This window comes from Pseudomonas sp. CFBP 13602 (assembly GCF_014842725.1).
GTDB classification, from domain to species: domain Bacteria; phylum Pseudomonadota; class Gammaproteobacteria; order Pseudomonadales; family Pseudomonadaceae; genus Aquipseudomonas; species Aquipseudomonas baltica.
This window is the reverse complement of record NZ_JACYVT010000010.1, coordinates 62,175-84,433: the sequence shown is the minus strand read 5'-3', so window position 1 is coordinate 84,433 and position 22,259 is coordinate 62,175. Positions and strand designations below refer to the sequence as shown.

General features: G+C 60.4%; 20 protein-coding genes, 1 tRNA gene and 1 pseudogene. 15 read left to right on the top strand and 7 right to left on the bottom strand.

Features of this window, described 5'->3' with window-relative positions; all coding sequences use genetic code 11:
• The first annotated feature begins 207 nt into the window (after nt 1-207).
• From IFU31_RS19675 to alaC, 7 genes are all read left to right on the top strand, one after another.
• Entirely contained in the window at nt 208-714 is a 507-nt protein-coding gene (locus IFU31_RS19675) for a disulfide bond formation protein B (RefSeq protein ID WP_192104281.1), read from the top strand.
• A gap of 571 nt (nt 715-1,285) precedes the next feature.
• Entirely contained in the window at nt 1,286-2,221 is a 936-nt protein-coding gene (cyoA, locus tag IFU31_RS19670; protein WP_122479587.1) for a ubiquinol oxidase subunit II, read from the top strand.
• 3 nt (nt 2,222-2,224) lie between these two features.
• Nucleotides 2,225-4,240: a cytochrome o ubiquinol oxidase subunit I gene (cyoB, locus tag IFU31_RS19665; protein WP_122479586.1), complete on the top strand. Its 2,016-nt coding sequence runs from the start codon at nt 2,225-2,227 to the stop codon at nt 4,238-4,240.
• Between the two features lie 3 nt (nt 4,241-4,243).
• Nucleotides 4,244-4,873: a cytochrome o ubiquinol oxidase subunit III gene (locus tag IFU31_RS19660; protein ID WP_122479585.1), complete on the top strand. Its 630-nt coding sequence runs from the start codon at nt 4,244-4,246 to the stop codon at nt 4,871-4,873.
• Complete coding sequence (gene cyoD / locus IFU31_RS19655) at nt 4,874-5,206, top strand: cytochrome o ubiquinol oxidase subunit IV (protein ID WP_122479584.1); 333 nt, start codon at nt 4,874-4,876, stop codon at nt 5,204-5,206.
• A gap of 11 nt (nt 5,207-5,217) precedes the next feature.
• Nucleotides 5,218-6,105: a heme o synthase gene (gene cyoE / locus IFU31_RS19650; protein WP_122479583.1), complete on the top strand. Its 888-nt coding sequence runs from the start codon at nt 5,218-5,220 to the stop codon at nt 6,103-6,105.
• 186 nt (nt 6,106-6,291) lie between these two features.
• Entirely contained in the window at nt 6,292-7,491 is a 1,200-nt protein-coding gene (alaC, locus tag IFU31_RS19645; RefSeq protein WP_122479582.1) for an alanine transaminase, read from the top strand.
• Nucleotides 7,492-7,495: 4 nt separating this feature from the next.
• On the opposite strand, the gene IFU31_RS19640 is transcribed toward alaC, so the two are convergent.
• Nucleotides 7,496-8,143 carry a DJ-1/PfpI family protein gene (locus IFU31_RS19640; protein ID WP_122479581.1) on the bottom strand — a complete coding sequence of 216 codons (648 nt, stop codon included), beginning with the start codon at nt 8,141-8,143 and terminating at the stop codon, nt 7,496-7,498.
• Between the two features lie 312 nt (nt 8,144-8,455).
• Here IFU31_RS19640 and IFU31_RS19635 point away from each other — a divergent pair, with 312 nt between their 5' ends.
• Complete coding sequence (locus IFU31_RS19635; protein ID WP_122479580.1) at nt 8,456-9,241, top strand: substrate-binding domain-containing protein; 786 nt, start codon at nt 8,456-8,458, stop codon at nt 9,239-9,241.
• A gap of 23 nt (nt 9,242-9,264) precedes the next feature.
• Here the strand turns inward: IFU31_RS19635 and IFU31_RS19630 are convergent, their stop codons facing one another.
• Together IFU31_RS19630 and IFU31_RS19625 are read right to left on the bottom strand one after the other, a co-directional pair.
• Nucleotides 9,265-10,128, bottom strand: a complete 864-nt coding sequence (locus tag IFU31_RS19630) for a methyltransferase domain-containing protein (protein ID WP_342214262.1) — start codon at nt 10,126-10,128, stop codon at nt 9,265-9,267.
• Nucleotides 10,129-10,210: 82 nt separating this feature from the next.
• Nucleotides 10,211-11,171 (bottom strand): annotated as a pseudogene (locus tag IFU31_RS19625) (LysR substrate-binding domain-containing protein).
• A 124-nt stretch (nt 11,172-11,295) separates the two neighbouring features.
• Between IFU31_RS19625 and IFU31_RS19620 the strand changes: the two are divergent.
• Nucleotides 11,296-12,072 (top strand): 2OG-Fe dioxygenase family protein, encoded by a 777-nt coding sequence (locus tag IFU31_RS19620; protein ID WP_122479577.1) that lies wholly within the window; start codon nt 11,296-11,298, stop codon nt 12,070-12,072.
• Nucleotides 12,073-12,084: 12 nt separating this feature from the next.
• A complete protein-coding gene (locus IFU31_RS19615; protein ID WP_192057707.1) occupies nt 12,085-12,702 on the top strand; it encodes a LysE family translocator in 618 nt (205 codons plus the stop codon).
• Nucleotides 12,703-12,759: 57 nt separating this feature from the next.
• On the opposite strand, the gene IFU31_RS19610 is transcribed toward IFU31_RS19615, so the two are convergent.
• From IFU31_RS19610 to IFU31_RS19595, 4 genes are all read right to left on the bottom strand, one after another.
• Nucleotides 12,760-14,313 carry an alkaline phosphatase D family protein gene (locus IFU31_RS19610; protein ID WP_192104279.1) on the bottom strand — a complete coding sequence of 518 codons (1,554 nt, stop codon included), beginning with the start codon at nt 14,311-14,313 and terminating at the stop codon, nt 12,760-12,762.
• Nucleotides 14,314-14,371: 58 nt separating this feature from the next.
• On the bottom strand, nt 14,372-15,577 hold the full coding sequence (locus IFU31_RS19605) for an MFS transporter (RefSeq protein ID WP_192104277.1): 1,206 nt from the start codon (nt 15,575-15,577) through the stop codon (nt 14,372-14,374).
• 101 nt (nt 15,578-15,678) lie between these two features.
• Nucleotides 15,679-16,302 (bottom strand): LysE family translocator, encoded by a 624-nt coding sequence (locus IFU31_RS19600; protein WP_122479571.1) that lies wholly within the window; start codon nt 16,300-16,302, stop codon nt 15,679-15,681.
• A 238-nt stretch (nt 16,303-16,540) separates the two neighbouring features.
• A tRNA-Leu gene (locus IFU31_RS19595) sits at nt 16,541-16,625 on the bottom strand.
• A 109-nt stretch (nt 16,626-16,734) separates the two neighbouring features.
• Between IFU31_RS19595 and queA the strand changes: the two genes are divergently transcribed.
• The 5 genes from queA to secF all read left to right on the top strand — a co-directional run bounded on the left by queA (nt 16,735) and on the right by secF (nt 22,168).
• The gene (queA, locus tag IFU31_RS19590; protein WP_192104276.1) at nt 16,735-17,799 is read left to right on the top strand and encodes a tRNA preQ1(34) S-adenosylmethionine ribosyltransferase-isomerase QueA; all 1,065 of its coding nucleotides are present in this window, start codon (nt 16,735-16,737) and stop codon (nt 17,797-17,799) included.
• A gap of 14 nt (nt 17,800-17,813) precedes the next feature.
• A complete protein-coding gene (gene tgt, locus IFU31_RS19585) occupies nt 17,814-18,929 on the top strand; it encodes a tRNA guanosine(34) transglycosylase Tgt (protein WP_163007623.1) in 1,116 nt (371 codons plus the stop codon).
• A gap of 51 nt (nt 18,930-18,980) precedes the next feature.
• Entirely contained in the window at nt 18,981-19,316 is a 336-nt protein-coding gene (gene yajC, locus IFU31_RS19580) for a preprotein translocase subunit YajC (protein WP_122479568.1), read from the top strand.
• A gap of 62 nt (nt 19,317-19,378) precedes the next feature.
• Nucleotides 19,379-21,247, top strand: a complete 1,869-nt coding sequence (secD, locus tag IFU31_RS19575) for a protein translocase subunit SecD (RefSeq protein WP_122479567.1) — start codon at nt 19,379-19,381, stop codon at nt 21,245-21,247.
• Nucleotides 21,248-21,256: 9 nt separating this feature from the next.
• Nucleotides 21,257-22,168, top strand: a complete 912-nt coding sequence (gene secF, locus IFU31_RS19570) for a protein translocase subunit SecF (protein ID WP_122479566.1) — start codon at nt 21,257-21,259, stop codon at nt 22,166-22,168.
• Nucleotides 22,169-22,259 lie beyond the last annotated feature (91 nt).

Here is a 22,259-nt window from a genome sequence, read left to right as displayed (position 1 = left end):
TGCGCAGGCTTTAACGCGATCGTCGACAGGCTGCGAGCAGGGTCTTAACGTCGGTTTAATCGACAGAGCATAACTGTAGCGAGGTTGGCGGAAATCTCTGGTTACATCGTATTTCCGGATTTTTCCTACAGTCGTCCGCGCGAGTCAGCGTGTAGACTGGCGCCCATCGAAAACCCGCCCGTTTTGGCCTGTGAAGGGAAAGCTGCAATGAACAAAGTCAACTTGCGCCTGAACCGCGAACGCCGTTTCCTGGTGTTGCTGGGAGTGATCTGTCTGGCCCTGATCGGCGGCGCGCTGTACATGCAGATCGTGCTGGGCGAGGCGCCATGCCCGCTGTGCATCCTGCAACGCTACGCCCTGTTGTTCATTGCCCTGTTCGCGTTCATCGGCGCGGCCATGCGCGGCCGTACCGGCGTGACCCTGTGCGAAGGGCTGGTGGTGCTCAGTGCGCTGGGTGGTATCGCAGCCGCCGGGCGCCATGCGTGGGTGCTGGCCAATCCAGCGGTCAGCTGCGGCCTCGACACGTTGCAACCCATCGTCGACGGTCTGCCCCTGGCCAATCTGATGCCCAGTGTGTTCCAGGTGCAGGGGTTCTGCTCCACGCCCTATCCACCGGTGCTGGGCCTGTCGCTGGCGCAATGGGCGCTGGTAGCTTTCGTGATGACGGCTATTCTTGTACCACTGGGCATCTATCGCAATCGCACTCGCCGCTGAGTATTCCAGCACGCACGCCCGGTCATTATTCGTGCCGGAATCCAATTACCCGTTGATGGGGTAAAGGCGCGAATGTGGCAACGTGTCGCCCTTGAGTTTGCAAAAGCCTCGTAATTACGGGCCTTTGCGAGGGTTGGCCGGGGTGCGACATCGTGTCGCAAGGCTTTGAAAGTGCGTCGGATTGTTGCATAATTTGGAAATACCTGTTGCCGGATTAGTCGTAGTCAATGGGTAATAGGCTCACTACAATCGCGGAAATTTCAGTGGGTCAGTGCCTCAAAAAGGGCAGGTCAGGTGGTCGCATGCACCAATGACAGGCACTTTTCGTACCGTTGGCACTGCCTGGCTGAACCCTTGCGTGGTCCGTGCACTCAAGGGAAGGAGTATGCAGCCCTTCGGCTGCGCACGTCATGACAGCTGCACCGCTCCAGACCGGTCTTGTCATCCCGCAGCAACTGCGAGCCTGGCATGTCCGTATTCAATCCCGATATAAATGCTGGCGCTTGGCAGGTCGAAGTGTTGGCTACCAAAACACAATTGCATTGAAGCAAGCTGCTCTAGAGGTCGTGAGATGAGTAAAAAGCGTTACCCCAGACTGTTTGGCATACTGCCCTTTTTAGGCATGCTTTTTCTCGGCGGGTGCAAGTGGACCCTGATCGACTCGAAAGGGCAGGTGGGCATCGACGAACGCAACCTGATCTACATCGCCACCGGGCTGATGTTGCTGGTGGTGATCCCGGTCATCGTCATGGCGCTCGCGTTCGCCTGGAAGTACCGTGCCTCGAACAAGGAAGCGACCTACACGCCTGAATGGGCGCACTCCACCAAGATCGAACTGGTGGTATGGGGCATCCCGCTGCTGATCATCATCGCGCTGGGTTACGTGACCTATGTGTCGACTCATCACCTGGACCCCTACCGTCCGCTGGAATCCGAGCACAAGCCGGTGACCATCCAGGTCGTGGCGCTGGACTGGAAGTGGCTGTTCATCTATCCGGAACAAGGCATCGCCACGGTCAACAAGATCGTCTTCCCGGCGAATGTACCGGTCAACTTCCGCATCACTTCCGACTCGGTCATGAACTCGTTCTTCATTCCGCAGCTTGGCGGCCAGATCTACGCGATGGCCGGCATGCAGACGCAGCTGCACCTGATCGCCAATGAAAATGGCGAGTTCGACGGCATTTCCGCGAACTACAGTGGTGCAGGCTTCACCGGCATGAAGTTCAAAGCAGTCGCTACGACCCAGGCCGATTTCGATGCATGGGTCAGTGAAGTGAAGAGCGCGCCTAAGCAGCTCGATGCAGCTACCTACGAAGCGCTGGCCAAACCTAGCGAGAAAAACCCGGTCGAGCTGTATTCCTCGTACGTTCCGAACCTGTTCCAGACCATCATCGACAAGTATGAAGGGATGAACCCAGGCAAAGGCGTCAGCCACGAGGGGAAACAGGCCTCGAACGAAGGGATGGACATGGGCAAGAATTCAGCTGCTGGGGCAGAGGAGTAAAAGATGTTCGGTAAACTTAGTCTGGAAGCGGTGCCCTTCCACGAGCCGATAGTGATGGTGACACTTGCCGTCGTTGCGCTGCTCGGGGCGGTGGTGTTCGGTCTGATCACCTATCACAAGAAGTGGACGTACCTGTGGACCGAGTGGTTCACGTCGGTCGACCACAAGAAAATCGGCGTCATGTACATCGCCGTTGCCCTGGTCATGCTGTTGCGGGGCTTTGCCGACGCCATCATGATGCGCTCGCAACAGGCAGTGGCCACTGCTGGCTCGACCGGCTTCCTGCCGCCCGAGCACTATGACCAGATCTTCACCGCTCACGGTGTGATCATGATCATCTTCATGGCCATGCCATTCATGATCGGTCTGATGAACATCGTCGTGCCGCTGCAGATCGGCGCACGCGACGTAGCCTTTCCGTTCCTGAACTCGGTCAGCTTCTGGCTGTTCGTGGTCGGCGCGCTGCTGGTCAACATCTCCCTGGGGGTCGGCGAGTTCGGCAAGACGGGCTGGGTGGCGTATCCACCGCTGGCGGGCATCCAATACAGTCCCGGAGTCGGTGTCGACTACTACATCTGGGCATTGCAGATATCCGGTCTGGGTACATTGCTGACGGGCGTCAACTTCATCGTCACCATCCTGAAGATGCGTGCGCCCGGCATGACCCTGATGAAAATGCCGGTGTTCACCTGGAACTGCCTGTGCACCGCTGTACTGATCGCTGCATCGTTCCCGATCCTCACCGCTGTACTGTTCATGCTGACGCTTGACCGTTATCTGGGCTTCCACTTCTTCACCAACGAGCTTGGTGGGAACCCGATGATGTACGTCAACCTGTTCTGGGCCTGGGGTCACCCCGAGGTGTACATCCTTATCCTGCCGGCATTCGGTGTGTTCTCGGAAGTCACTTCGACGTTCTGCCGCAAGCGCCTGTTCGGTTACGTGTCGCTGGTATGGGCAACCATCGCCATCACCGTGCTGTCGTTCATCGTCTGGCTGCACCACTTCTTCACCATGGGTTCGGGTGCCAACGTCAACGCCTTCTTCGGCATCATGACGATGGTGATCGCGATCCCGACGGGTGTGAAGATCTTCACCTGGCTGTTCACCATGTACCGCGGCCGCATCGAGTTCACCACTCCGATGCTGTGGACCATCGGTTTCATCGTGACCTTCAGCATCGGCGGCATGACCGGCGTTCTGCTGGCAGTGCCCGGTGCTGACTTCGTGTTGCACAACAGCCTGTTCCTGATCGCTCACTTCCACAACGTGATCATCGGCGGTGCGGTATTCGGTTACCTGGCCGGCTTCACTTTCTGGTTCCCGAAAGCCTTCGGCTTCAAGCTCAACGAGCGCCTGGGCAAGTACTCCTTCTGGTGCTGGCTGGTAGGTTTCTACCTGGCGTTCATGCCGCTGTACGTGCTGGGCTTCATGGGCATGACCCGTCGCCTGAACCACACCGACAACCCAGACTGGACGCCGTGGCTGTACGTGGCTTTCGTCGGCGCGCTGTTCGTGGCCGCCGGTATCGGCTTCATGCTGCTGCAACTCTATGTCTCGATCCGCGACCGTCATCTGAACCAGGACGTCTCGGGCGACCCATGGGATGGCCGTACCCTGGAGTGGTCGACTTCGTCGCCACCACCGTTCTACAACTTCGCCGAGCAACCAGTGGTTTCCGACCTGGACGCTTACTGGGGCATGAAGGAACGTGGTGAAGCCACTGCCAACGCTGCGGACTACAAGCAGATCCACATGCCGCGCAACACCGGTATGGGCGTGCTGATGTCGTTCTTCGGTTTGATTCTGGGTTTCGCTGCCATCTGGCACATCTGGTGGGCGGCTGCGATCGGTCTGGCCGGCATGGTCATCACCTTGATCGTGCGCAGCTATGACGATGACATCGACTACTACGTACCGGCTGAAGAAGTCGCTCGTATCGAAGGTGAACGCATGGCTCGCCTGGCAAACGCCGCACGAGTTGATTCTCGTCTGAACTCCACGGTGGAGAAGGCTTAAACAATGTCTAACGCAACCCTAAACGCGGAAGTGGCTCACGAGCACGAGCACGGTCATGACGATCACGATCATCACGATTCCGGGGGCATGACTGTCTTCGGTTTCTGGATCTACCTGATGACCGACTGCATCCTGTTCGCGTCGATCTTCGCCGCCTACGCAGTACTGGTTAACAACGTTGCCGGTGGCCCCTCGGGCCACGACATCTTCGAGCTGCCCTTCGTGGCAGCCGAAACCGCACTGCTGCTGTTCAGCTCCATTACCTATGGCTTCGCCATGCTGGCGCTGCACAGCAACGACAAAAGCGGTGTGATGAAGTGGCTGTTCGTCACTTTCCTGCTGGGCGCAGGCTTCATCGCGATGGAAATCTACGAGTTCCACAAGTTGATCGAAGAGGGCTTCGGCCCGCAGCGCAGCGGCTTCCTGACCGGTTTCTTCACCCTGGTCGGTACCCACGGCCTGCACGTGACCAGCGGCTTGATCTGGATGGCGGTGCTGATCGCCCAGGTCAAATCCAAAGGCCTGACCGCAACCAACAACACGCGCATGAGCTGCCTCAGCCTGTTCTGGCACTTCCTGGACGTGGTCTGGATCTGCGTGTTCACCGTCGTCTATCTGATGGGAGCTCTGTAAATGGCAAACCCTCATACCACTTCGGCCGGTAGCAGCCACGGTAGCTACAAGTCGTACATGATCGGTTTCGTGCTGTCGGTCATCCTGACCGCGATTCCGTTCGGCCTGGTGATGTTTCCGAGCATGTCCAAGGAAGCCACCCTGTGGATCGTGATGATCTTCGCGGTGATTCAGGTGCTGGTTCACCTGGTCTACTTCCTGCACCTGGACCGCACGTCCGAACAGCGCTGGAACGTGATTGCCTTCGTGTTCTCTGCGTTGATCATCGCGTTCCTGGTAGGCCTGTCGCTGTGGATCATGTTCAGCATCCATCACTTCATGATGGCGAAGTAAGGAACCCGGACATGTCCGTAAAGCACTTTATCCAAATCACCAAACCGGGGATCATTTTCGGTAACGTGCTTTCCGTGGCAGGTGGGTTCTTCCTGGCCTCTCAAGGGCATGTCGACATCGGGCTGTTTCTGGCCACGGTGATCGGTACATCGCTGGTAGTGGCGTCGGGCTGTGCATTCAACAACTGCATCGACCGTGACATCGACGTGAAGATGGAGCGCACCAAGAATCGCGCGTTGGTTCAGGGGCAGATTTCGGTGAAGGTCGCACTGATCTTCGCCACGCTGCTGGGGGTTGCCGGGATGGTCATGCTGTACGCATTGGCCAACCCGCTGGCGGCCCTGTGCGGCTTGATCGGCTTCGTCATCTACGTGGGCTTCTACAGCCTTTATCTGAAGCGCAAGTCGGTGCACGGCACCCTGGTCGGCAGCCTGTCCGGTGCCATGCCTCCGGTGATCGGTTACGTGGCAGTGAGCAACAGCTTCGATCTGGCGGCATTGACGTTGCTGGTGATGTTCAGCCTGTGGCAGATGCCCCATTCGTATGCGATCGCAATCTTCCGCTTCAACGATTACCTGGCGGCTTCGATTCCGGTGCTCCCGGTCAAGCGGGGTATCGTGGTGGCGAAGAAGCATATCCTGATCTACATCCTGGCTTTCCTCCTGGCGACGCTGATGCTGACCCTGGGTGGCTATGCCGGCATGAGCTACCTCGCAGTTGCCGCAGCCATGGGCATGTACTGGTTGTACATGGCCTGGACAGGTTACAAGGCGGTCGATGACAAGGTCTGGGCGCGCAAGCTGTTCGTGTTCTCGATCTTCACCATCACCGCGTTGAGCGTAATGATGTCCCTGGATTTCAAGGCGCCGGGCGAGCTGTTGCTGACCTACGCGCATTGATCCTGCTGCAGCGATAAAAACGCCCCGGACCGAACAGTTCCGGGGCTTTTTTTTGGGGCAAAGGTTGGGTCCGCACCGCATATTGCGCTTTACATCCCCGCATCGGCCCCGTTATCTTTCGGGCTGGCCACCGCAGTGGCCAACGTCGCTCGGACGGTTCCGGGCGCTTACGTATCCGAGGAAGTCATGGCCGAACCTGTTCGCCCGCGCCGCTTTGCGCGCATCGATCGTCTCCCCCCCTATGTGTTCAATATCACCGCCGAGTTGAAGATGGCTGCGCGTCGGCGCGGCGAAGACATCATCGACCTGAGCATGGGCAACCCCGACGGCGCCACGCCACCCCATATCGTCGACAAGCTGGTGACCGTTGCCCAGCGCGAAGATACCCACGGCTACTCCACTTCCCGCGGCATTCCGCGGCTGCGCCGGGCCATTTCGCGCTGGTACAAGGACCGCTATGCGGTCGATATCGACCCTGAAGACGAAGCCATCGTCACCATTGGCTCGAAAGAGGGTCTGGCGCACCTGATGCTGGCCACGCTCGACCAGGGTGATACCGTGCTGGTGCCCAACCCCAGCTACCCGATTCATATCTACGGTGCGGTGATCGCCGGCGCCCAGGTGCGCTCGGTGCCGCTGGTGCCGGGCGTGGACTTCTTCAACGAGCTGGAGAGGGCGATCCGCGAATCCATTCCCAAGCCGAAGATGATGATCCTGGGCTTTCCATCCAACCCGACCGCGCAGTGTGTGGAACTGGATTTCTTCGAGCGGGTGGTGGCCCTCGCCAAGCGCTACGACGTCTTGGTGGTGCATGACCTGGCCTATGCCGATATCGTCTACGACGGCTGGAAAGCGCCGTCGATCATGCAAGTGCCGGGCGCCAAGGACATCGCCGTCGAATTCTTCACCCTGTCCAAGAGCTACAACATGGCTGGCTGGCGGATCGGCTTCATGGTCGGCAATCCCGAGCTGGTCAATGCGTTGGCACGCATCAAGAGCTACCACGATTACGGCACGTTCACGCCGTTGCAGGTCGCAGCCATCGCCGCGCTCGAAGGCGATCAACAGTGTGTGAAGGACATCGCCGAGCAGTACCGCCAGCGCCGCAACGTGCTGGTCAAAGGCTTGCACGAACTGGGCTGGATGGTCGAGAACCCAAAGGCGTCGATGTATGTCTGGGCCAAGATTCCGGAGGCCTACGCGCACATGGGCTCGCTCGAGTTTGCCAAGAAGCTGCTGGCCGAAGCCAAGGTCTGCGTCTCGCCCGGCATCGGCTTCGGTGACTATGGCGACGACCACGTACGTTTTGCGCTGATCGAAAACCAGGATCGCATTCGGCAGGCCGTGCGTGGCATTCGCCAGATGTTTCGCAACGACAAGAGCTGACGCTCTACCCTGGCATATCGTGCCACTCGTACTGCATCTGGCGAGCGGTGAGGCGCGCCGCATCGGCACCGAGCAGGCGTGCCACCAGATGCAGGCTCATGTCGATGCCGGCGGAAATCCCGGCGCTGGTGACCAGGCTGCCAGCATCGACATAGGGCACATTCTCCCGCACATCGAGGTCCGGGTAGCTGTCGCGCAGCTCCTGGATGTCGGCCCAATGGGTGGTGACGCTCTGCCCCTCCAGCAGGCCAGCCTTGGCCAGGATCAACGCGCCACTGCATACCGAAGTGAGCAACCCGGTCGTCGCCGCCATCCGCCGCACCCACGCGAGGGTATTCGGGTCATTTACAGGTTGATCGATCACGCCCCCCGGCACGATCAGCACATCGCTGTGCACCTCTTCATCGAACTGGGCGTCGGGCTGCACCCGCAGCTCGTAGCGGGCGGTGAGCAGGTCGCGACTGGCCGCAACCGTGCTGACCACGAATGGCGCGTGAATGCTCAAACCGTCGCGCAGCGCAACGCGGGTGGCAACGCTGAACACTTCGTACGGCCCGGCGAAGTCGAGAATCTCGATACCGGGGTAGAGCAGGATGACAACCTGCAAGGGGCGGTCGAAAATCTGCAGTTCGGGGGGCAAGGCCTTGGACATACGGTCACTCCAGTCTGGAGCACGCATCATCGAGCTGAACGGTAAAAGGGTAAATGACAGTTACCCCACAGATCCTGCCAAAGTGTCGTGATTGCTTGCATCGCACGTTTGCGCGGCCAGGGCTGAAATTGTTTCTCGACGTTGCAATTGCCGAACATCACCTTTTTAAATGGCAACCTGATCCTGGCTTTTGGCCGATTGCGCGTAAACTTATCCTTCTTCGCGAGGCGGTCGACCATCACCGCACTCGTCCGCTGTGCCTCTGGCCAGTCATCGGCCAGGCTTCATCTTCACTTTCAGGATCATATCGTCATGACCAAACGGCTCACCAGCGCTCTGCTGGCTTGTGTATTGCTCGGCTCCAGCGCTGCCCACGCGCAGAAGGCGCCACCACCGGTGCAGTTGTCCCTGCTCGGGTCCGGCGGCGTGGTCAGTGCCATGCAGACCATCGTCGTCGAATACGAAAAAGCCACCGGCATCAAGGTCACCGTGCTGCCTTCACCTGCCATCGGCGACAACCCCATGGCCATCTCCAGTCGGCTGGAGCGCGGCGAGCGTGCCGACCTGGTGCTCACCGAAGACGCCGCGTTGAACAAACTCATTCAATTGGGTGAAGTGCAGCGCGAACCTCGCGTGGATGTCGGCAAGTCCTTCATTGCCATGGCCGTACGCCAAGGTGAGGCCAAGCCAGACATCGGCAGTGTCGACGCTTTTCGCAAGACGCTGATAGACGCCCGCTCGCTGGCCTACTCCAACAGCACCAGCGGCCTGTACCTGTCGCACCTGCTGTTTCCGCGGATGAAACTGGCCGAACAGCTTCGCGACAAAAGCAGCCTGGTAGACAGCGAACCTGTGGGTGCCGTGGTTGCTCGGGGCGATGTGCAACTGGGTTTCCAGCAATTGAGCGAGCTCAAGGCGGTACCGGGCATCGATATAGTCGGCCTGATTCCCGATGCGGTGCAGAAGATGACTTTGTATTCGGGCGGTGTCACGCGTACCAGCGCCCACCCTGAAGAGGCCGCCGCATTGCTGCAGTACCTGAGCACACCGGCAGCCCGTCTCGCCATTCAGGAAAGCGGGCTTACGCCGGTGCATTGATCACGCCGGGCGCCAACGGTGGTCTAGAGAATCTTCACAGTATGAAAGGCCACGGTGTCATAGGGCACGGTTACTTCCTGCTTGTCCTTGAGCTGGGGGTGGGTGGCAATGATTTCGCGGACTCTCTGGTAAATCGGCTCTTGCTGTTCAGGGGGGAGGGTGGCGATGAAGCTGATGGAGCGCACCCGGTTGAGAATCACGTCTTCCGGCGTGCCGGTGTGCGAATGGCTGAAGTGCTTTTCCACCAGCGGGTGGGCGAAGCCCTTGTGCGGGAACATTTCACGCCACTGTTGGGTGTAGAACCGCGGGCTGTCACCGGCCACCGCGCTGACCACGTCCGCCACCTGACGTACCCAGTCCTCGCGGGTATCGCGCAGGTTCCAGATCATTCCCAGGCGTCCGCCGCGCTTGAGCACCCGGTGGATTTCCTTCATGGCCTCGGGTTTGGCAAACCAGTGGAAGGAATGCGCGCAGATCACCGCGTCCACCGATTCGTTTTTCAACGGGATCTCTTCGGCGGCACCCTCGAGTATCTTCACGTAGGGCTTGTCGCCCCAGTTGAGTTCCAGCTTCTCGCGCATGGCGGAAACCGGTTCCACCGCGAACACCTCGGCGCCGATATCGACCAACCGCGGAATGAACTTGCCAGTCCCCGAGCCCAGGTCGAGTACAGTTGTATGGGGTGGGTCCCATTTGCTGTGCGGCTTGATCTGCATGATCTCGCGCAGCCAGTTGTCGAGTTCCTTCGGGTAGTCCGGGCGCCCCTTGTCGAATGAGCTGGCACCCTGCAGATAGCCTTTTACAGCCATCGATGGAAGGAGTTTGAGAAGTTTTTCGGTCAAGCTCTTGGGGTTTGTGGTGCTACTGTTTTTGTCGAAATTGCTCATGTTCGCCCTCGCACGCTTGCTAGCGCGGTTGTTGTCGCCAGGCTGATCGCACAGCGCAACGCCCAACCAGCCACGGTGGGCGTTATAAGACAAAGCGTAGCCCAAGGTCGTTGAGGTAACCTTTAATTCGTGCAGGGTGGGGTGAAACCGGATCAGCGTCCGTCGGAAAGTGTCTGGGCAACCGATGCCTCTGCCTGCTCGTTCAGCCACTGTCTGAAGACGGCGCACTTCGTGCTTTCTTCCGGCAATCGCGGGTACAGCACCACGTACTTCGAACCATCGCGAGTGAAGCCGAAGGGCGCTACCAATTGCCCGGATGCCAGTTCCTCTTGAACCATCAACAGTGACGCCACGCTCACGCCCAACGCAGCAGTAGCGGCCTGCAGGCACAGGTAGAAATGCTCGTACTCGACGGTTGCCACTTCCCCTGGCACTTTCTTCGCCAGTCGCAGCCACTGCTCCCAGGCAGCCGGTCGTGTGCTGCTGCGCAGCACGTGCACACCACTCAATCGCCTCACCGATTCCGCCAAGGCGGGCGCGCAAACCGGACCGACCCATTCAGGACACAACGCAGCACTTTCGACTGAATCGTCCCAGCGAAAATCGTCGCGTCGAATGGCCAGGTCAGCGCCGCATCGAGAAAAGTCGATCGGCCCACCCGCCGCCAGCAATTGAATCTGGATCTGCGGGTGCGCCTGATGGAAGGCAGGCAGGCGGGGAATCAGCCATTTCATCGCAATCGTCGGTTCGCAGGACACTACCAGCGTGTCTTCGCGCGCTTTTTGCTGCACCTGGCGGACCGCCTGCTCCAACTGCTCGAACATCGGCTGCGTGACGTCGTGCAGCAGCCGTCCTGCGTGGTTGAGAAAGACCGCACGATTGCGTCGATCGAACAGCTCCACCCCCAACGCGTCTTCCAGCGAGCGAATCTGGCGGCTGACCGCGCCGTGCGTCACGTGCAGTTGCTCGGCCGCCTTCATGAAGCTTTGGTTCTGCGCAGCGGCGTTGAAAAAGCGGAAAGAGGCGAGGGGCGGAAGGCTCATACGAACGACGAAATCTCACAGGTTTCGACGACTATAAATCGTTTTTTCCTGCCTGCGCAAAACTCCATGATTGCGCTCGTTGCCGGGCATTTTGGCAGCCTTACCAATAAAATGGAGAGAATCCATGGAAGATATGCATAAGCGTGCAATGCCGAGCAGCGCCATTGGACTGAGGCTTTTCGAGCCGTCAATCAACGATGTATGTGAAAGCGTGGCTCACAGTGGCTTCGCCTTTCTGCAGCCTCCCACGGTCGCTCACTTGCTGGACACCGTCGTGCCTGGCTTCATCCAGGACTGGGAACAGTTTCGGCAAAGCTGGGATCATCTGCAGCAGGATACATTCATGGGGGATGGCGGCACCTATCGCCTGCGTCGCCATGCGACCCTCTCCATCGAGCAAGGCAGTCGCCACTGGCAGGCTTGCGCTCATCGACCGCATTACCAGAACGTCGAGCACAACGGCCTCAACGGCGGCATCGTCCGGCATTACGCGCCGTTCACGACCGAGGTCTGCTCAGGCAAGGTGTTTTCGGCAGTGATGGACCTGTGCTGCGCCTTTCTCGGCGTCCTCGCTGGGCAAAGTGCCTGGCATATCGAAGCGCATCAGTTCCGTATCGATGCATCCCGCGGAGCGGCGTCCCCGACACCTGAAGGTGTGCACCGCGATGGCGTCGACTTCGTGTTCATGCTGCTGGTCAATCGAGTCAACGTGATGGAGGGCGAGACGTCCATCTACGACAATGACCTGCGGCTGCTGGCAAGGCACTCGATGATCCATGAACTGGAAGCCGCCCTGCTCAACGATGAGCAGGTTCGACACGGCGTCAGCGCCGTCATCCCCATACACCCCGATCGACCTGCCCACCGGGATGTCCTGGTCGTCACTTTCAAGAAACGTTGACGGGACGTGATCATGAACGAATTATTGGCAGTCGCCCTGATTACCGTACTGGCCGTCATCAGCCCGGGCCCGGACTTTGCCATGGTCACCCGCAACAGCTATGCCTACGGGCGTCAGAGTGGTTTGATCGCGGCTTTGGGCATTGCTTGCGGTGTACAGGTGCATGTGTTCTACACCGTGTTCGGCATCGCCGTGATCATCACTCAGTCGCCACTGTTGTTCATGGGCATGAAATGGCTGGGTGCCGGTTATCTCATCTACCTGGGCGTGCGCTCGTTGCTCAACACCTCCAAGTTGGCATTGGCCAACGTGGGAGGCGGGGCGCCGTCATTGTGCAGCGCATTTCGGACAGGCTTCTTCACCAATGCCCTCAATCCCAAGACCATGCTGTTCGTGGTAGCCACTTACAGTCAGGTCGTACAGGCGGGCAGTTCGATAATGACGAACTTTGCCTATGGCTTGTTCATGTCGTTCTCGCACTGGGTGTGGTTCAGCATCGTGGCGCTGTTCTTCTCGTCCGGGCCGCTGCGTCGGCGGATGCTGGAGAAACAACACGTTGTCGATCGGGTGATCGGCACCGCCCTCATAGGGTTGGCCGCGTGCCTGGTACTGCCGGGCCTTGGCAGTTGAGCCATTGCACCGCCCCCGCCGCGGCTATTTGTCCGGATGGGTGCTGTGCAATGGGCGTCAAACCGGCTGCAGCTTCTTCTCGAACACCACCACGCCATCCAGATCACGCAGTTGCACGGTCATTTCTCCGCTCTGGCCCTCGATCTGTACTTCACCGAAAAACTGGAAACCTGCGAACGGTGAGGTGTTCTGGGCCGGTGGTGCTTTCTGGAACACCACCTGTGGGCCAAAGGTGGCGTCCAACGGGTTGGGGCCGAAGCTGCCGGCGTTCAGTGGCCCGGCGACGAATTCCCAGAACGGTTCGAAATCCTGGAAGGCAGCGCGGTCCGGATGGTAGTGATGCGCGGCGCAGTAGTGCACGTCGGCGGTCAACCAGACCGTATTGACCACTTTCTGCTGGCGCACGAAGCCGAGCAGCTCGGCGATCTCCAGCTCGCGCCCCTTGGCGGCCCCATCATCGCCGTTGGCGATCGCCTCCCAGCGCCCGACCCCCGGGCTCATTTCACCATCCGGGACACCCAAGCCGATGGGCATATCGGCGGCAATGACTTTCCATTGAGCCTGCGACCCTTTGAGCCCGGACTTCAGCCAGTCCAGTTGCACCTGTCCGAGAAACGCCGTGCGGGCTTCGGGCCTGGCCGCCAGGTTATCGTCGTTGCCACCGCGGTAGCTGCGCATGTCCAAGACGAAGATGTCCAGCATCGGCCCATAGCTGAGCTTGCGGTAGATACGCCCGCCGTTGTCGGCGCGCTGCAGGCGCATGGGCGCGTACTCGAGCCACGCCTGACGTGCGTTGCCGACCAAATGGCGAATGTCGCGGTTCTGGTAGCGCGCGTCGAGTTGCTTGCTGGGCGACCAGTTGTTGGTCACCTCGTGGTCGTCCCATTGCCAGATCTGCGGCACCTCGGCATTGAAGCGCCGCACGTTTTCATCCATCAGGTTGTAGCGGTAGTTGCCGCGGTACTCGTCCAGAGTTTCCGCCACCTTGCTCTTGGCTTCGGTGGTGATGTTGCGCCATACGCGGCCATTCTCGGTGGTCACCGTGGCGGGCACCGGCCCGTCGGCGTAGATGGTATCGCCGCTGTGGATGAAGAAATCCGGCAAGCGCAGACGCATGGCTTCATAGATGCGCATGCCGCCGATATCAGGGTTGATACCGAAGCCCTGGCCCACGGTGTCGCCGCTCCACACGAAACGGATGTCGCGACGCTGCGAAGGCTCGCTGCGCAGATGGCCGAACCACGGTTCGCTGCTGACGCCGGTCTGCGCGTCTTCGAACTGCACGCGATAGAAGATCGCCTGGTCCACCGGCAGGCCGCTGAGTTCGACCCGCGCGGTGAAATCGCTGCCCGCGTCGGCCAGTGGCGATACCGAACGGCGAGGGTTGGTGAACATGCTGCGCGTATCCCATTCCACTACCATGCGTGCCGGGCGGTCGCAGCGGCTCCAGACCATGGCCCTGTCGCCCATCAGGTCGCCGGACTGCACGCCGTCAGTCAGTTGTGGCCGGTCCTTGACCGAGGCGATCACCGCCGGCGCCAGCCCAGGCAACAGAAAGCCTGCCCCCACGGCTTGGACGAGGCGACGGCGCTTGAGATCGAACATGGTCATGGCATAGCCCTTGGAAAGTGAAAGGGCTATGTAAGCGTGGGGATGTGACAGGGGCGTGTCAGCCAGGCACGATAACCTCGCTCGCCGAAGTTGCCTGCAGCGTACGCAGCCCTGTGAGCACGGCGGTCAGCATTAACAGCCCGGCACCGATGGCAACGGCGAACCCGGCACGGGTACCGAAGTGGTCGATGACCATACCGGCGACTGCCCCACCCATCGCGATGCCGACACTGACCCCTGTGCTCAGCCAGGTCAGCCCTTCGGTGATCTTGCCGGGCGGCAGGATTTTCGTGCCGATGTTCATTACCACGATCAGCGTCGGTGCGAACGACATGCCGGTGATGAACAGCAATCCGGTGAGCCAGTACACGTTGGGCGCGAAGATCGGCAACGTCGTTGCCACGGCAGTGAAGACCGCGCCAATCAGCAGCTGAGTTTCGTACGCCAGCCCACTTCTCACTGTCCCGAACGTGATCCCGGCAACCATCGAACCTGCAGCGAATCCCGCGAGGATAAAGCTGGCGGCTGCTGGCCAGCCTTGTTCCTTGGCAAAAGCCACTACCGCCACATCGACCGAGCCGCCGAGCAACCCCAGCGCCAGCATCGCCACCACGATGATCCGCAAGGCAGGAATGCGCAGCGGGGAAGTGGAGGGCCCCTTGACCGCCGGCACCGGCGGCGGCTCGGTTTCATGCTGGCGCAGAAAGGCAACCACGCCCACGGCCAACAACACGGCGGCTACCAGCGGGCCGGCTTGTGGAAACAGACCGCTGCTCAACGCGATGGACAACGGGGGACCGACGATGAAGGTGAACTCCACCAGCACTGTATCCAAGGAGTACGCGGCGTGCAGTTGTGGTTTTCCGCGAAACAGGTAGGCCCAGCGTGCGCGGATCATTGCGCCGAAACTGGGGAGCACGCCCGCCAGGGCGGCCAGCACGAACAGCACCGGCAGCGGCGCATGCCAATGCACGGCGCCGATCAGGGCCAGAAGCATGCCGATACTGAACGCCGCGACGGGCGCCAGCACCTTGCGCTGGCCGCGCTGATCCACCAGTTTCGAAATCATCGGCCCGAGTATGGCGCTGGTCAGGGTAAAAGTACCCGCCACTGCGCCTGCAACCCAATAACGCCCGGTTTCATGCACCAGCATGGTGATGAGGCCCAGCCCGATCATGGTCTGTGGGAGCCGGGCCATGGAACCCGCCAGTAACAGAGCCACGACGCCCGGGGTTGCGAAGAATGTACGGTAGGCATTACTCATGTGAAGGGCGGAACTCCTTGTTCGCGGGGGGCATGAGGGAGAAGTTTACAGGGCCAACGAGGCGGGATGGATACCTGTCCGGAGGTGCTTCGGGAGAGTGGTCATATCGGCCGCTCAAGAAATAGAAGTCGTGCTGCCAGTGCTGTCATCACGCTCGCAAAGCCATAATTGGCCCAGCGTCGAGGCATGCTGTTCAACCGTCCGCGCAGCGTTCCCGCACACAGTGCCAGCACACTGTGAAAAACCAGGGAGATCAGCAGAAGCAGCACACCCAGCATGACCAGTTGAACCGTCACACTGGCGTTGCCGACAGTGACGAATTGCGGCAGAAACACCATGAAGAACAGCAGGCCTTTGGGGTTCAGCAAGCTGTTGAGCGTGGCGCGAATGAAGATCTTGCGGATCGAACCCAGGGGGCGGGGTGCAGCGCTTTCGCCAGTCGGCGCCGTCAGCGCTTGCCAGGCCAGCCACAACAGATAGCACGCACCGGCCAGCCGTAACAAGTCGAAGGCAGGCGCCCAACTCATGACGACAGCGCCCATGCCGGCGCTGACCAACAGCGTCAGCAGCAAGTCCGCCAGCGAAATCCCCAACGCCGCCGCCACCCCGGCCCGCCAGCCATGGGCCAGCGCATGGCTGGTGACGAAGGCCATGTTCGGTCCGGGAACGACCAACAGGAGCATTGCGGCGATAACGAACAGGTAGAGGTTAGCTGCATCCGGCATGACGAGCGCTCCTGTGGATTGAGTTCACAGGGTAGGCGCATCGAGGGAGCGGCGGGAGGTACAGTTCAACAGAAGGTGGGGACAACAGTGGTCGGGGCGGGGCCTGTCGGGCGACGGATGGGTGCGGAAGTGGTAGCGATTGGGCTGGCGCCTTCGCGGCCACTTGCCGCCCCTGCAACGGGAGTGGGAGAAATCGCAGACGAAAAAAAAGACCTTCGCGAAGGTCTTTTTTCTGATTTGGTGCCCCGAGGGAGACTCGAACTCCCACTCCTTTCGAAAACGGATTTTGAATCCGCCGCGTCTACCAATTCCGCCATCAGGGCTTACAGGCGGCGAAGTATAGAGACGGCGCGACCACTGGTCAATCAGCTTTCATGGTCAATTTTGCAGATTTTTGCTAGAATTTTCAGCCCTATACAGCCGAACCCTATCATGCGTGTCGCCGATTTCTCTTTCGAGCTTCCTGATTCCCTGATCGCTCGCCATCCGTTGGCGGAGCGCCATGGCAGCCGCCTGTTGGTCCTCGATGGGCCGTCCGGTGCGCTGGATCATCGTCAATTCACCGATCTGCCCGGTTTTCTCAGGCCAGGGGACCTGATGGTGTTCAACAATACCCGGGTGATTCCGGCACGGGTGTTTGGCCAGAAGGCGTCGGGGGGCAAGCTGGAGATTCTGGTCGAGCGCGTGCTGGACAGCCATCGCGTGCTGGCCCACGTGCGTTCCAGCAAGTCGCCCAAGCCGGGTTCGAAGATCTTGCTCGACGGCGGCGGCGAGGCCGAGATGGTCGCGCGGCATGATGCGCTGTTCGAGCTGCGCTTCAATGAAGAGGTGTTGCCACTGCTCGATCGGGTCGGGCACATGCCGTTGCCGCCCTACATCGACCGGCCTGACGAGAGCGCCGATCGCGAGCGCTATCAGACCGTGTACGCCGAGAAGGCTGGCGCGGTGGCGGCGCCGACGGCGGGGCTGCATTTCGACAAGGCGCTGCTGGCGCAGATCGAGGCGATGGGGGTCCAGACCGCCTTCGTGACGCTGCATGTCGGCGCCGGTACCTTCCAGCCGGTGCGGGTCGAGAAGCTTGAAGACCACCACATGCATAAAGAGTGGCTGGAGGTCAGCCAGGACGTGGTCGACGCGGTGCAGGCGTGCAAGGCCCGCGGTGGTCGAGTGGTGGCGGTAGGCACCACCAGCGTGCGCTCGCTGGAAAGCGCGGCGCGTGACGGCGTATTGAGGCCGTTCAGTGGCGATACCGATATCTTCATCTTTCCGGGGCGACCGTTCCATGTGGTCGATGCCCTGGTCACCAATTTCCATTTGCCGGAGTCCACGCTGCTGATGCTGGTCTCGGCGTTCGCGGGTTATCCCGAAGCCATGGCGGCCTATGCGGCAGCGGTGGCCAACGAGTACCGCTTCTTCAGTTACGGTGATGCCATGTTCATCACCCGCAATCCGGCGCCTCGCGGTCCCAGCGAAGCCGCGCCAGGGGATCAAGCATGAGTCGCACCTGTCGTATGTCGTTCGAATTGCTGGCCACCGATGGCAAGGCCCGTCGTGGCCGCCTGACCTTCCCGCGTGGCGTGGTGGAGACCCCGGCGTTCATGCCGGTGGGCACCTATGGCACGGTCAAGGGCATGTTGCCGCGCGACATCGAGGCGATCGGTGCGCAGATGATTCTGGGCAACACCTTCCACCTGTGGTTGCGCCCGGGCACTGCGGTGATCAAGGCGCACGGCGACCTGCACGACTTCATGCAGTGGAAAGGGCCGATTCTGACCGACTCCGGTGGGTTCCAGGTGTTCAGCCTTGGCGCCATGCGCAAGATCAAGGAGGAGGGGGTTTATTTTGCGTCTCCCGTCGACGGTTCCAAGGTGTTCATGGGGCCGGAAGAATCGATGCAGGTCCAGCGCGACCTGGGCTCGGACGTGGTGATGATTTTCGACGAGTGCACGCCTTACCCGGCCGACGAGCACACCGCGCGCACCTCCATGGAGCTGTCGCTGCGCTGGGCGCAACGGTCCAAGGACGCGCATGGCGAAAGCACCGCGGCGCTGTTCGGCATCGTTCAGGGCGGCATGCACGAGAACCTGCGCATGCGTTCGCTCGAAGGCCTGGACAAGATCGGTTTCGATGGCCTGGCCATCGGCGGCCTGTCGGTGGGCGAGCCCAAGCATGAAATGATCAAGGTGCTCGACTACCTGCCGGGCCTGATGCCGGCTGACAAACCTCGTTACCTTATGGGGGTAGGCAAACCCGAAGACTTGGTCGAGGGTGTGCGCCGCGGCGTCGACATGTTCGACTGCGTGATGCCGACGCGCAATGCGCGCAACGGGCATCTGTTCATCGACACGGGCGTGCTGAAGATCCGCAACGCGTTCCATCGCCACGATGATTCGCCGCTGGACCCTACCTGCGATTGCTATACCTGCCGCAACTTCTCGCGCGCTTATCTGCATCACCTGGACAAGTGTGGCGAAATGCTCGGTAGCATGTTGAATACCATCCACAATTTGCGTCATTACCAGCTGCTGATGGCTGGTTTGCGCGAGGCTATTCAACAGGGTACATTGGCCGCCTTTGTCGATGCCTTCTATGCCAAGCGCGGGCTGCCCGTGCCGCCCTTGGACTGACCGTTTTATAAAGACTTTAAGTCAATAACTTCTAAGTAACTGGAGCGTTGAATGAGCTTTTTGATCCCCGCCGCTTTCGCGGACGCCGCTGCACCGGCTGCTGGCCCTGCCGGCTCTGGCTTCGAGTGGATTTTCCTGGTCGGTTTCCTGGTCATCTTCTACATGATGATCTGGCGTCCGCAGGCCAAACGTGCCAAGGAACAGAAAAACCTGTTGGGCAACCTGCAGAAAGGTGACGAAGTGGTCACCAGTGGCGGCATCGCCGGCAAGATCAACAAGGTCACCGACGACTTCGTGGTCATCGAAGTGTCCGACACCGTCGAGCTGAAAATCCAGAAGGGCGCCATCGCCGCGACCCTGCCCAAAGGCACGCTCAAAGCGATCTAAGCTGCAGACTTTTACCCATGTCGGGGCGCGCAAGGCGCCCCGCGTCTTGAACGGGCGGCGTGATGCTGAACAAATACCCTCTGTGGAAATATGTACTGATCCTGGCGGTGCTGGCGATCGGTTTTATCTATTCCGCACCTAATCTCTATCCTGATGACGCGGCCATCCAGGTCAGCGGCGCGAGCACTTCGCTGCAGGTCAATCAGGCAGATCTGGATCGCGTCGGCACGGCACTCAATGCCGCCGGCATCCAGGTCAAATCCGCAAGCCTCGCCGAAAACGGCAAGGGTGGTCTGCTGCGCCTGACCAAGGCCGAAGACCAGTTGCCGGCCAAGGATGTCGTGCGCAAGGCGCTGGGCGATGACTATGTGGTGGCCCTGAACCTGGCTCCGACCACGCCGCCCTGGTTGCGCAGCCTGGGTGCAAGCCCGATGAAGCTGGGCCTCGACCTGTCCGGTGGCGTGCACTTCCTGCTCGAAGTCGACATGGACAAGGCGCTCGACGCCCGCATGAAAGTCTACGAAGGCGAAGTCAAGACGCTGCTGCGCAAGGAGCGCGTGCGTTATCGCAGCCTGCCGCAGCAGGATGGCGCCATTCAGCTGGGCTTCAGCGACACCGCTACCCGCGACCAGGCACAAGCCCTGATCCGCAAGAGTTTCACCGATTTCGACCTGACTGCCAGCGAGCGCAGCGAGTTGTCGGTGCTGCGCCTGGCCATGACCCAGGCCAAGGTCGCGGAGATCCGCGAGTACTCCATCAAGCAGAACCTGACCACGGTGCGTAACCGGGTCAACGAGCTGGGTGTGGCCGAGCCGCTGGTCCAGCGCCAGGGTGCCAACCGCATCGTGGTCGAGCTTCCGGGCGTGCAGGACACTGCCGAAGCCAAGCGTATCCTCGGCAAGACCGCCAACCTCGAGTTCCGTCTCGGTGCCGGTCCGGATGATTCCAAGGCGACTACCGAAACCTTCGAGTTCCGCGAGGGCAACCGTGCTCCCGCGGCAGTCGAGCGTGGCCTGATCATCACCGGTGACCAGGTTACCGATGCCCAGGCCAGCTTCGACGAACACGGCCAGCCACAGGTGAACATCAAGCTCGATGGCCACGGCGGCGACCTCATGAGCCGCGCCACGCGCAGCAACGTTGGCCGCAGCATGGCGGTGATCTTCATCGAGCAGCGCCCGACTACGCGCTACGTCAAGCAGACGGTCAATGGGGTCGAGAAGGACGTTGCGGTACAGACCTTCACCGAAGAGAAGAAGATCATCAGCCTGGCGACCATCCAGTCGCCGCTGGGCAGCCAGTTCCGCATCACCGGCCTCAACGGCCAGGGTGAGTCATCCGAACTGGCGCTGCTGTTGCGTGCCGGTGGTCTGGCGGCACCGATGTACTTCGCCGAAGAACGTACCATTGGTCCGAGCCTGGGTGCCGACAACATCACCAAGGGTGTCGATGCATCGCTGTGGGGCATGCTGTTCGTCTCGCTGTTCATTATTGCCATCTACCGCTTCTTCGGTGTGATCGCCACCGTGGCACTGGCCTTGAACATGGTCATGCTGCTGGCGCTGATGTCGCTGCTGGGGGCAACCCTGACGCTGCCGGGCATTGCCGGTATCGTGCTGACGATGGGCATGGCGGTGGACGCCAACGTGCTGATCTTCTCGCGCATACGTGAGGAAATCGCCAATGGCATGAGCATCCAGCGCGCCATTCACGAAGGTTTCGACCGCGCCTACACCGCGATCATCGATGCCAACCTGACGACGCTGCTGGTCGGCGGCATTCTCTTCGCCATGGGCACCGGCCCGGTCAAGGGCTTCGCCGTCACTATGTCCCTCGGGATCTTTACCTCGATGTTCACGGCCATCATGGTGACCCGCGCAATGGTCAACCTGATCTACGGCGGTCGGGACTTCAAGAAGTTGTGGATTTAAGGGGCTGCCATGTTACGTACCATCAACTTCATGGGCGTTCGCAATATTGCGTTCGCCATCACCGTGCTCCTTACCGTGCTGGCGTTGTTCAGCATGTTTCACAAGGGCATGAACTACGGGCTGGACTTCACCGGCGGTACGCTCATCGAGCTGACCTACGAAAAGCCGGCCGACCTGGGCCTGGTGCGTGAAGAGCTGGTGAAAGCCGGTTATCACGATGCCGTGGTGCAGAACTTCGGTGCTACCACCGACCTGCTGGTGCGCATGCCGGGTGAAGACCCGCAATTGGGCAACCAGGTCGCGGCGGCGCTGCAGACGGTCGGGGGCGACAACCCTGCCACGGTCAAGCGCGTCGAATTCGTCGGTCCGCAGGTGGGTGAAGAACTGCGCGACCAGGGCGGCCTCGGCATGCTGCTGGCGCTGGGCGGCGTGCTCATCTATCTGGCGTTCCGCTTCCAGTGGAAGTTCGCAGTCGGCGCGATCCTCTCGTTGATCCACGACGTGATCGTCACCGTCGGCCTGCTGTCGTTCTTCCAGATCACCTTCGACCTGACAGTGCTGGCGGCGGTACTGGCCATCATCGGTTACTCGCTCAACGACACCATCGTGGTATTCGACCGGGTTCGCGAGAACTTCCGGGTGATGCGCAAGGCGTCCTTGATCGAGAACATCAACGTCTCCACCACCCAGACGCTGCTGCGAACCGTGGCGACCTCGGTGTCGACCTTGCTGGCCATCGCCGCACTGATGTTCTTCGGTGGCGACAACCTGTGGGGCTTCTCGCTGGCGCTGTTCATCGGCGTGATGGCCGGTACCTACTCGTCGATCTACATCGCCAACGTGGTACTGATCTGGCTGAACCTGAGCAGCGAGGATCTGATTCCTCCAGTGGCCAAGGACCAGGTCGACGACCGTCCATAAGACGTTCGACTGTCCCGGCGGCAAGGCCCGAAAGGCGCGAGTATTGAACTCGCGCCTTTTTTTATGCTCCAAGGCATGGAAGCGTGGCTTC

Bases quoted from the DNA above. Each gene is read 5' to 3' on its own strand.
- IFU31_RS19660 (WP_122479585.1), top strand. From the start codon at position 4,244: ATGTCTAACGCAACCCTAAACGCGGAAGTGGCTCACGAGCACGAGCAC.
- IFU31_RS19675 (WP_192104281.1), top strand. From the start codon at position 208: ATGAACAAAGTCAACTTGCGCCTGAACCGCGAACGCCGTTTCCTGGTG.
- yajC (WP_122479568.1), top strand. From the start codon at position 18,981: ATGAGCTTTTTGATCCCCGCCGCTTTCGCGGACGCCGCTGCACCGGCT.
- IFU31_RS19615 (WP_192057707.1), top strand. From the start codon at position 12,085: ATGAACGAATTATTGGCAGTCGCCCTGATTACCGTACTGGCCGTCATC.
- tgt (WP_163007623.1), top strand. From the start codon at position 17,814: ATGTCGTTCGAATTGCTGGCCACCGATGGCAAGGCCCGTCGTGGCCGC.
- cyoA (WP_122479587.1), top strand. From the start codon at position 1,286: ATGAGTAAAAAGCGTTACCCCAGACTGTTTGGCATACTGCCCTTTTTA.
- queA (WP_192104276.1), top strand. From the start codon at position 16,735: ATGCGTGTCGCCGATTTCTCTTTCGAGCTTCCTGATTCCCTGATCGCT.
- cyoE (WP_122479583.1), top strand. From the start codon at position 5,218: ATGTCCGTAAAGCACTTTATCCAAATCACCAAACCGGGGATCATTTTC.
- secD (WP_122479567.1), top strand. From the start codon at position 19,379: ATGCTGAACAAATACCCTCTGTGGAAATATGTACTGATCCTGGCGGTG.
- IFU31_RS19630 (WP_342214262.1), bottom strand. From the start codon at position 10,128: ATGAGCAATTTCGACAAAAACAGTAGCACCACAAACCCCAAGAGCTTG.
- cyoB (WP_122479586.1), top strand. From the start codon at position 2,225: ATGTTCGGTAAACTTAGTCTGGAAGCGGTGCCCTTCCACGAGCCGATA.
- IFU31_RS19605 (WP_192104277.1), bottom strand. From the start codon at position 15,577: ATGAGTAATGCCTACCGTACATTCTTCGCAACCCCGGGCGTCGTGGCT.
- IFU31_RS19635 (WP_122479580.1), top strand. From the start codon at position 8,456: ATGACCAAACGGCTCACCAGCGCTCTGCTGGCTTGTGTATTGCTCGGC.
- secF (WP_122479566.1), top strand. From the start codon at position 21,257: ATGTTACGTACCATCAACTTCATGGGCGTTCGCAATATTGCGTTCGCC.
- IFU31_RS19600 (WP_122479571.1), bottom strand. From the start codon at position 16,302: ATGCCGGATGCAGCTAACCTCTACCTGTTCGTTATCGCCGCAATGCTC.
- cyoD (WP_122479584.1), top strand. From the start codon at position 4,874: ATGGCAAACCCTCATACCACTTCGGCCGGTAGCAGCCACGGTAGCTAC.
- alaC (WP_122479582.1), top strand. From the start codon at position 6,292: ATGGCCGAACCTGTTCGCCCGCGCCGCTTTGCGCGCATCGATCGTCTC.
- IFU31_RS19620 (WP_122479577.1), top strand. From the start codon at position 11,296: ATGGAAGATATGCATAAGCGTGCAATGCCGAGCAGCGCCATTGGACTG.
- IFU31_RS19610 (WP_192104279.1), bottom strand. From the start codon at position 14,313: ATGACCATGTTCGATCTCAAGCGCCGTCGCCTCGTCCAAGCCGTGGGG.
- IFU31_RS19640 (WP_122479581.1), bottom strand. From the start codon at position 8,143: ATGTCCAAGGCCTTGCCCCCCGAACTGCAGATTTTCGACCGCCCCTTG.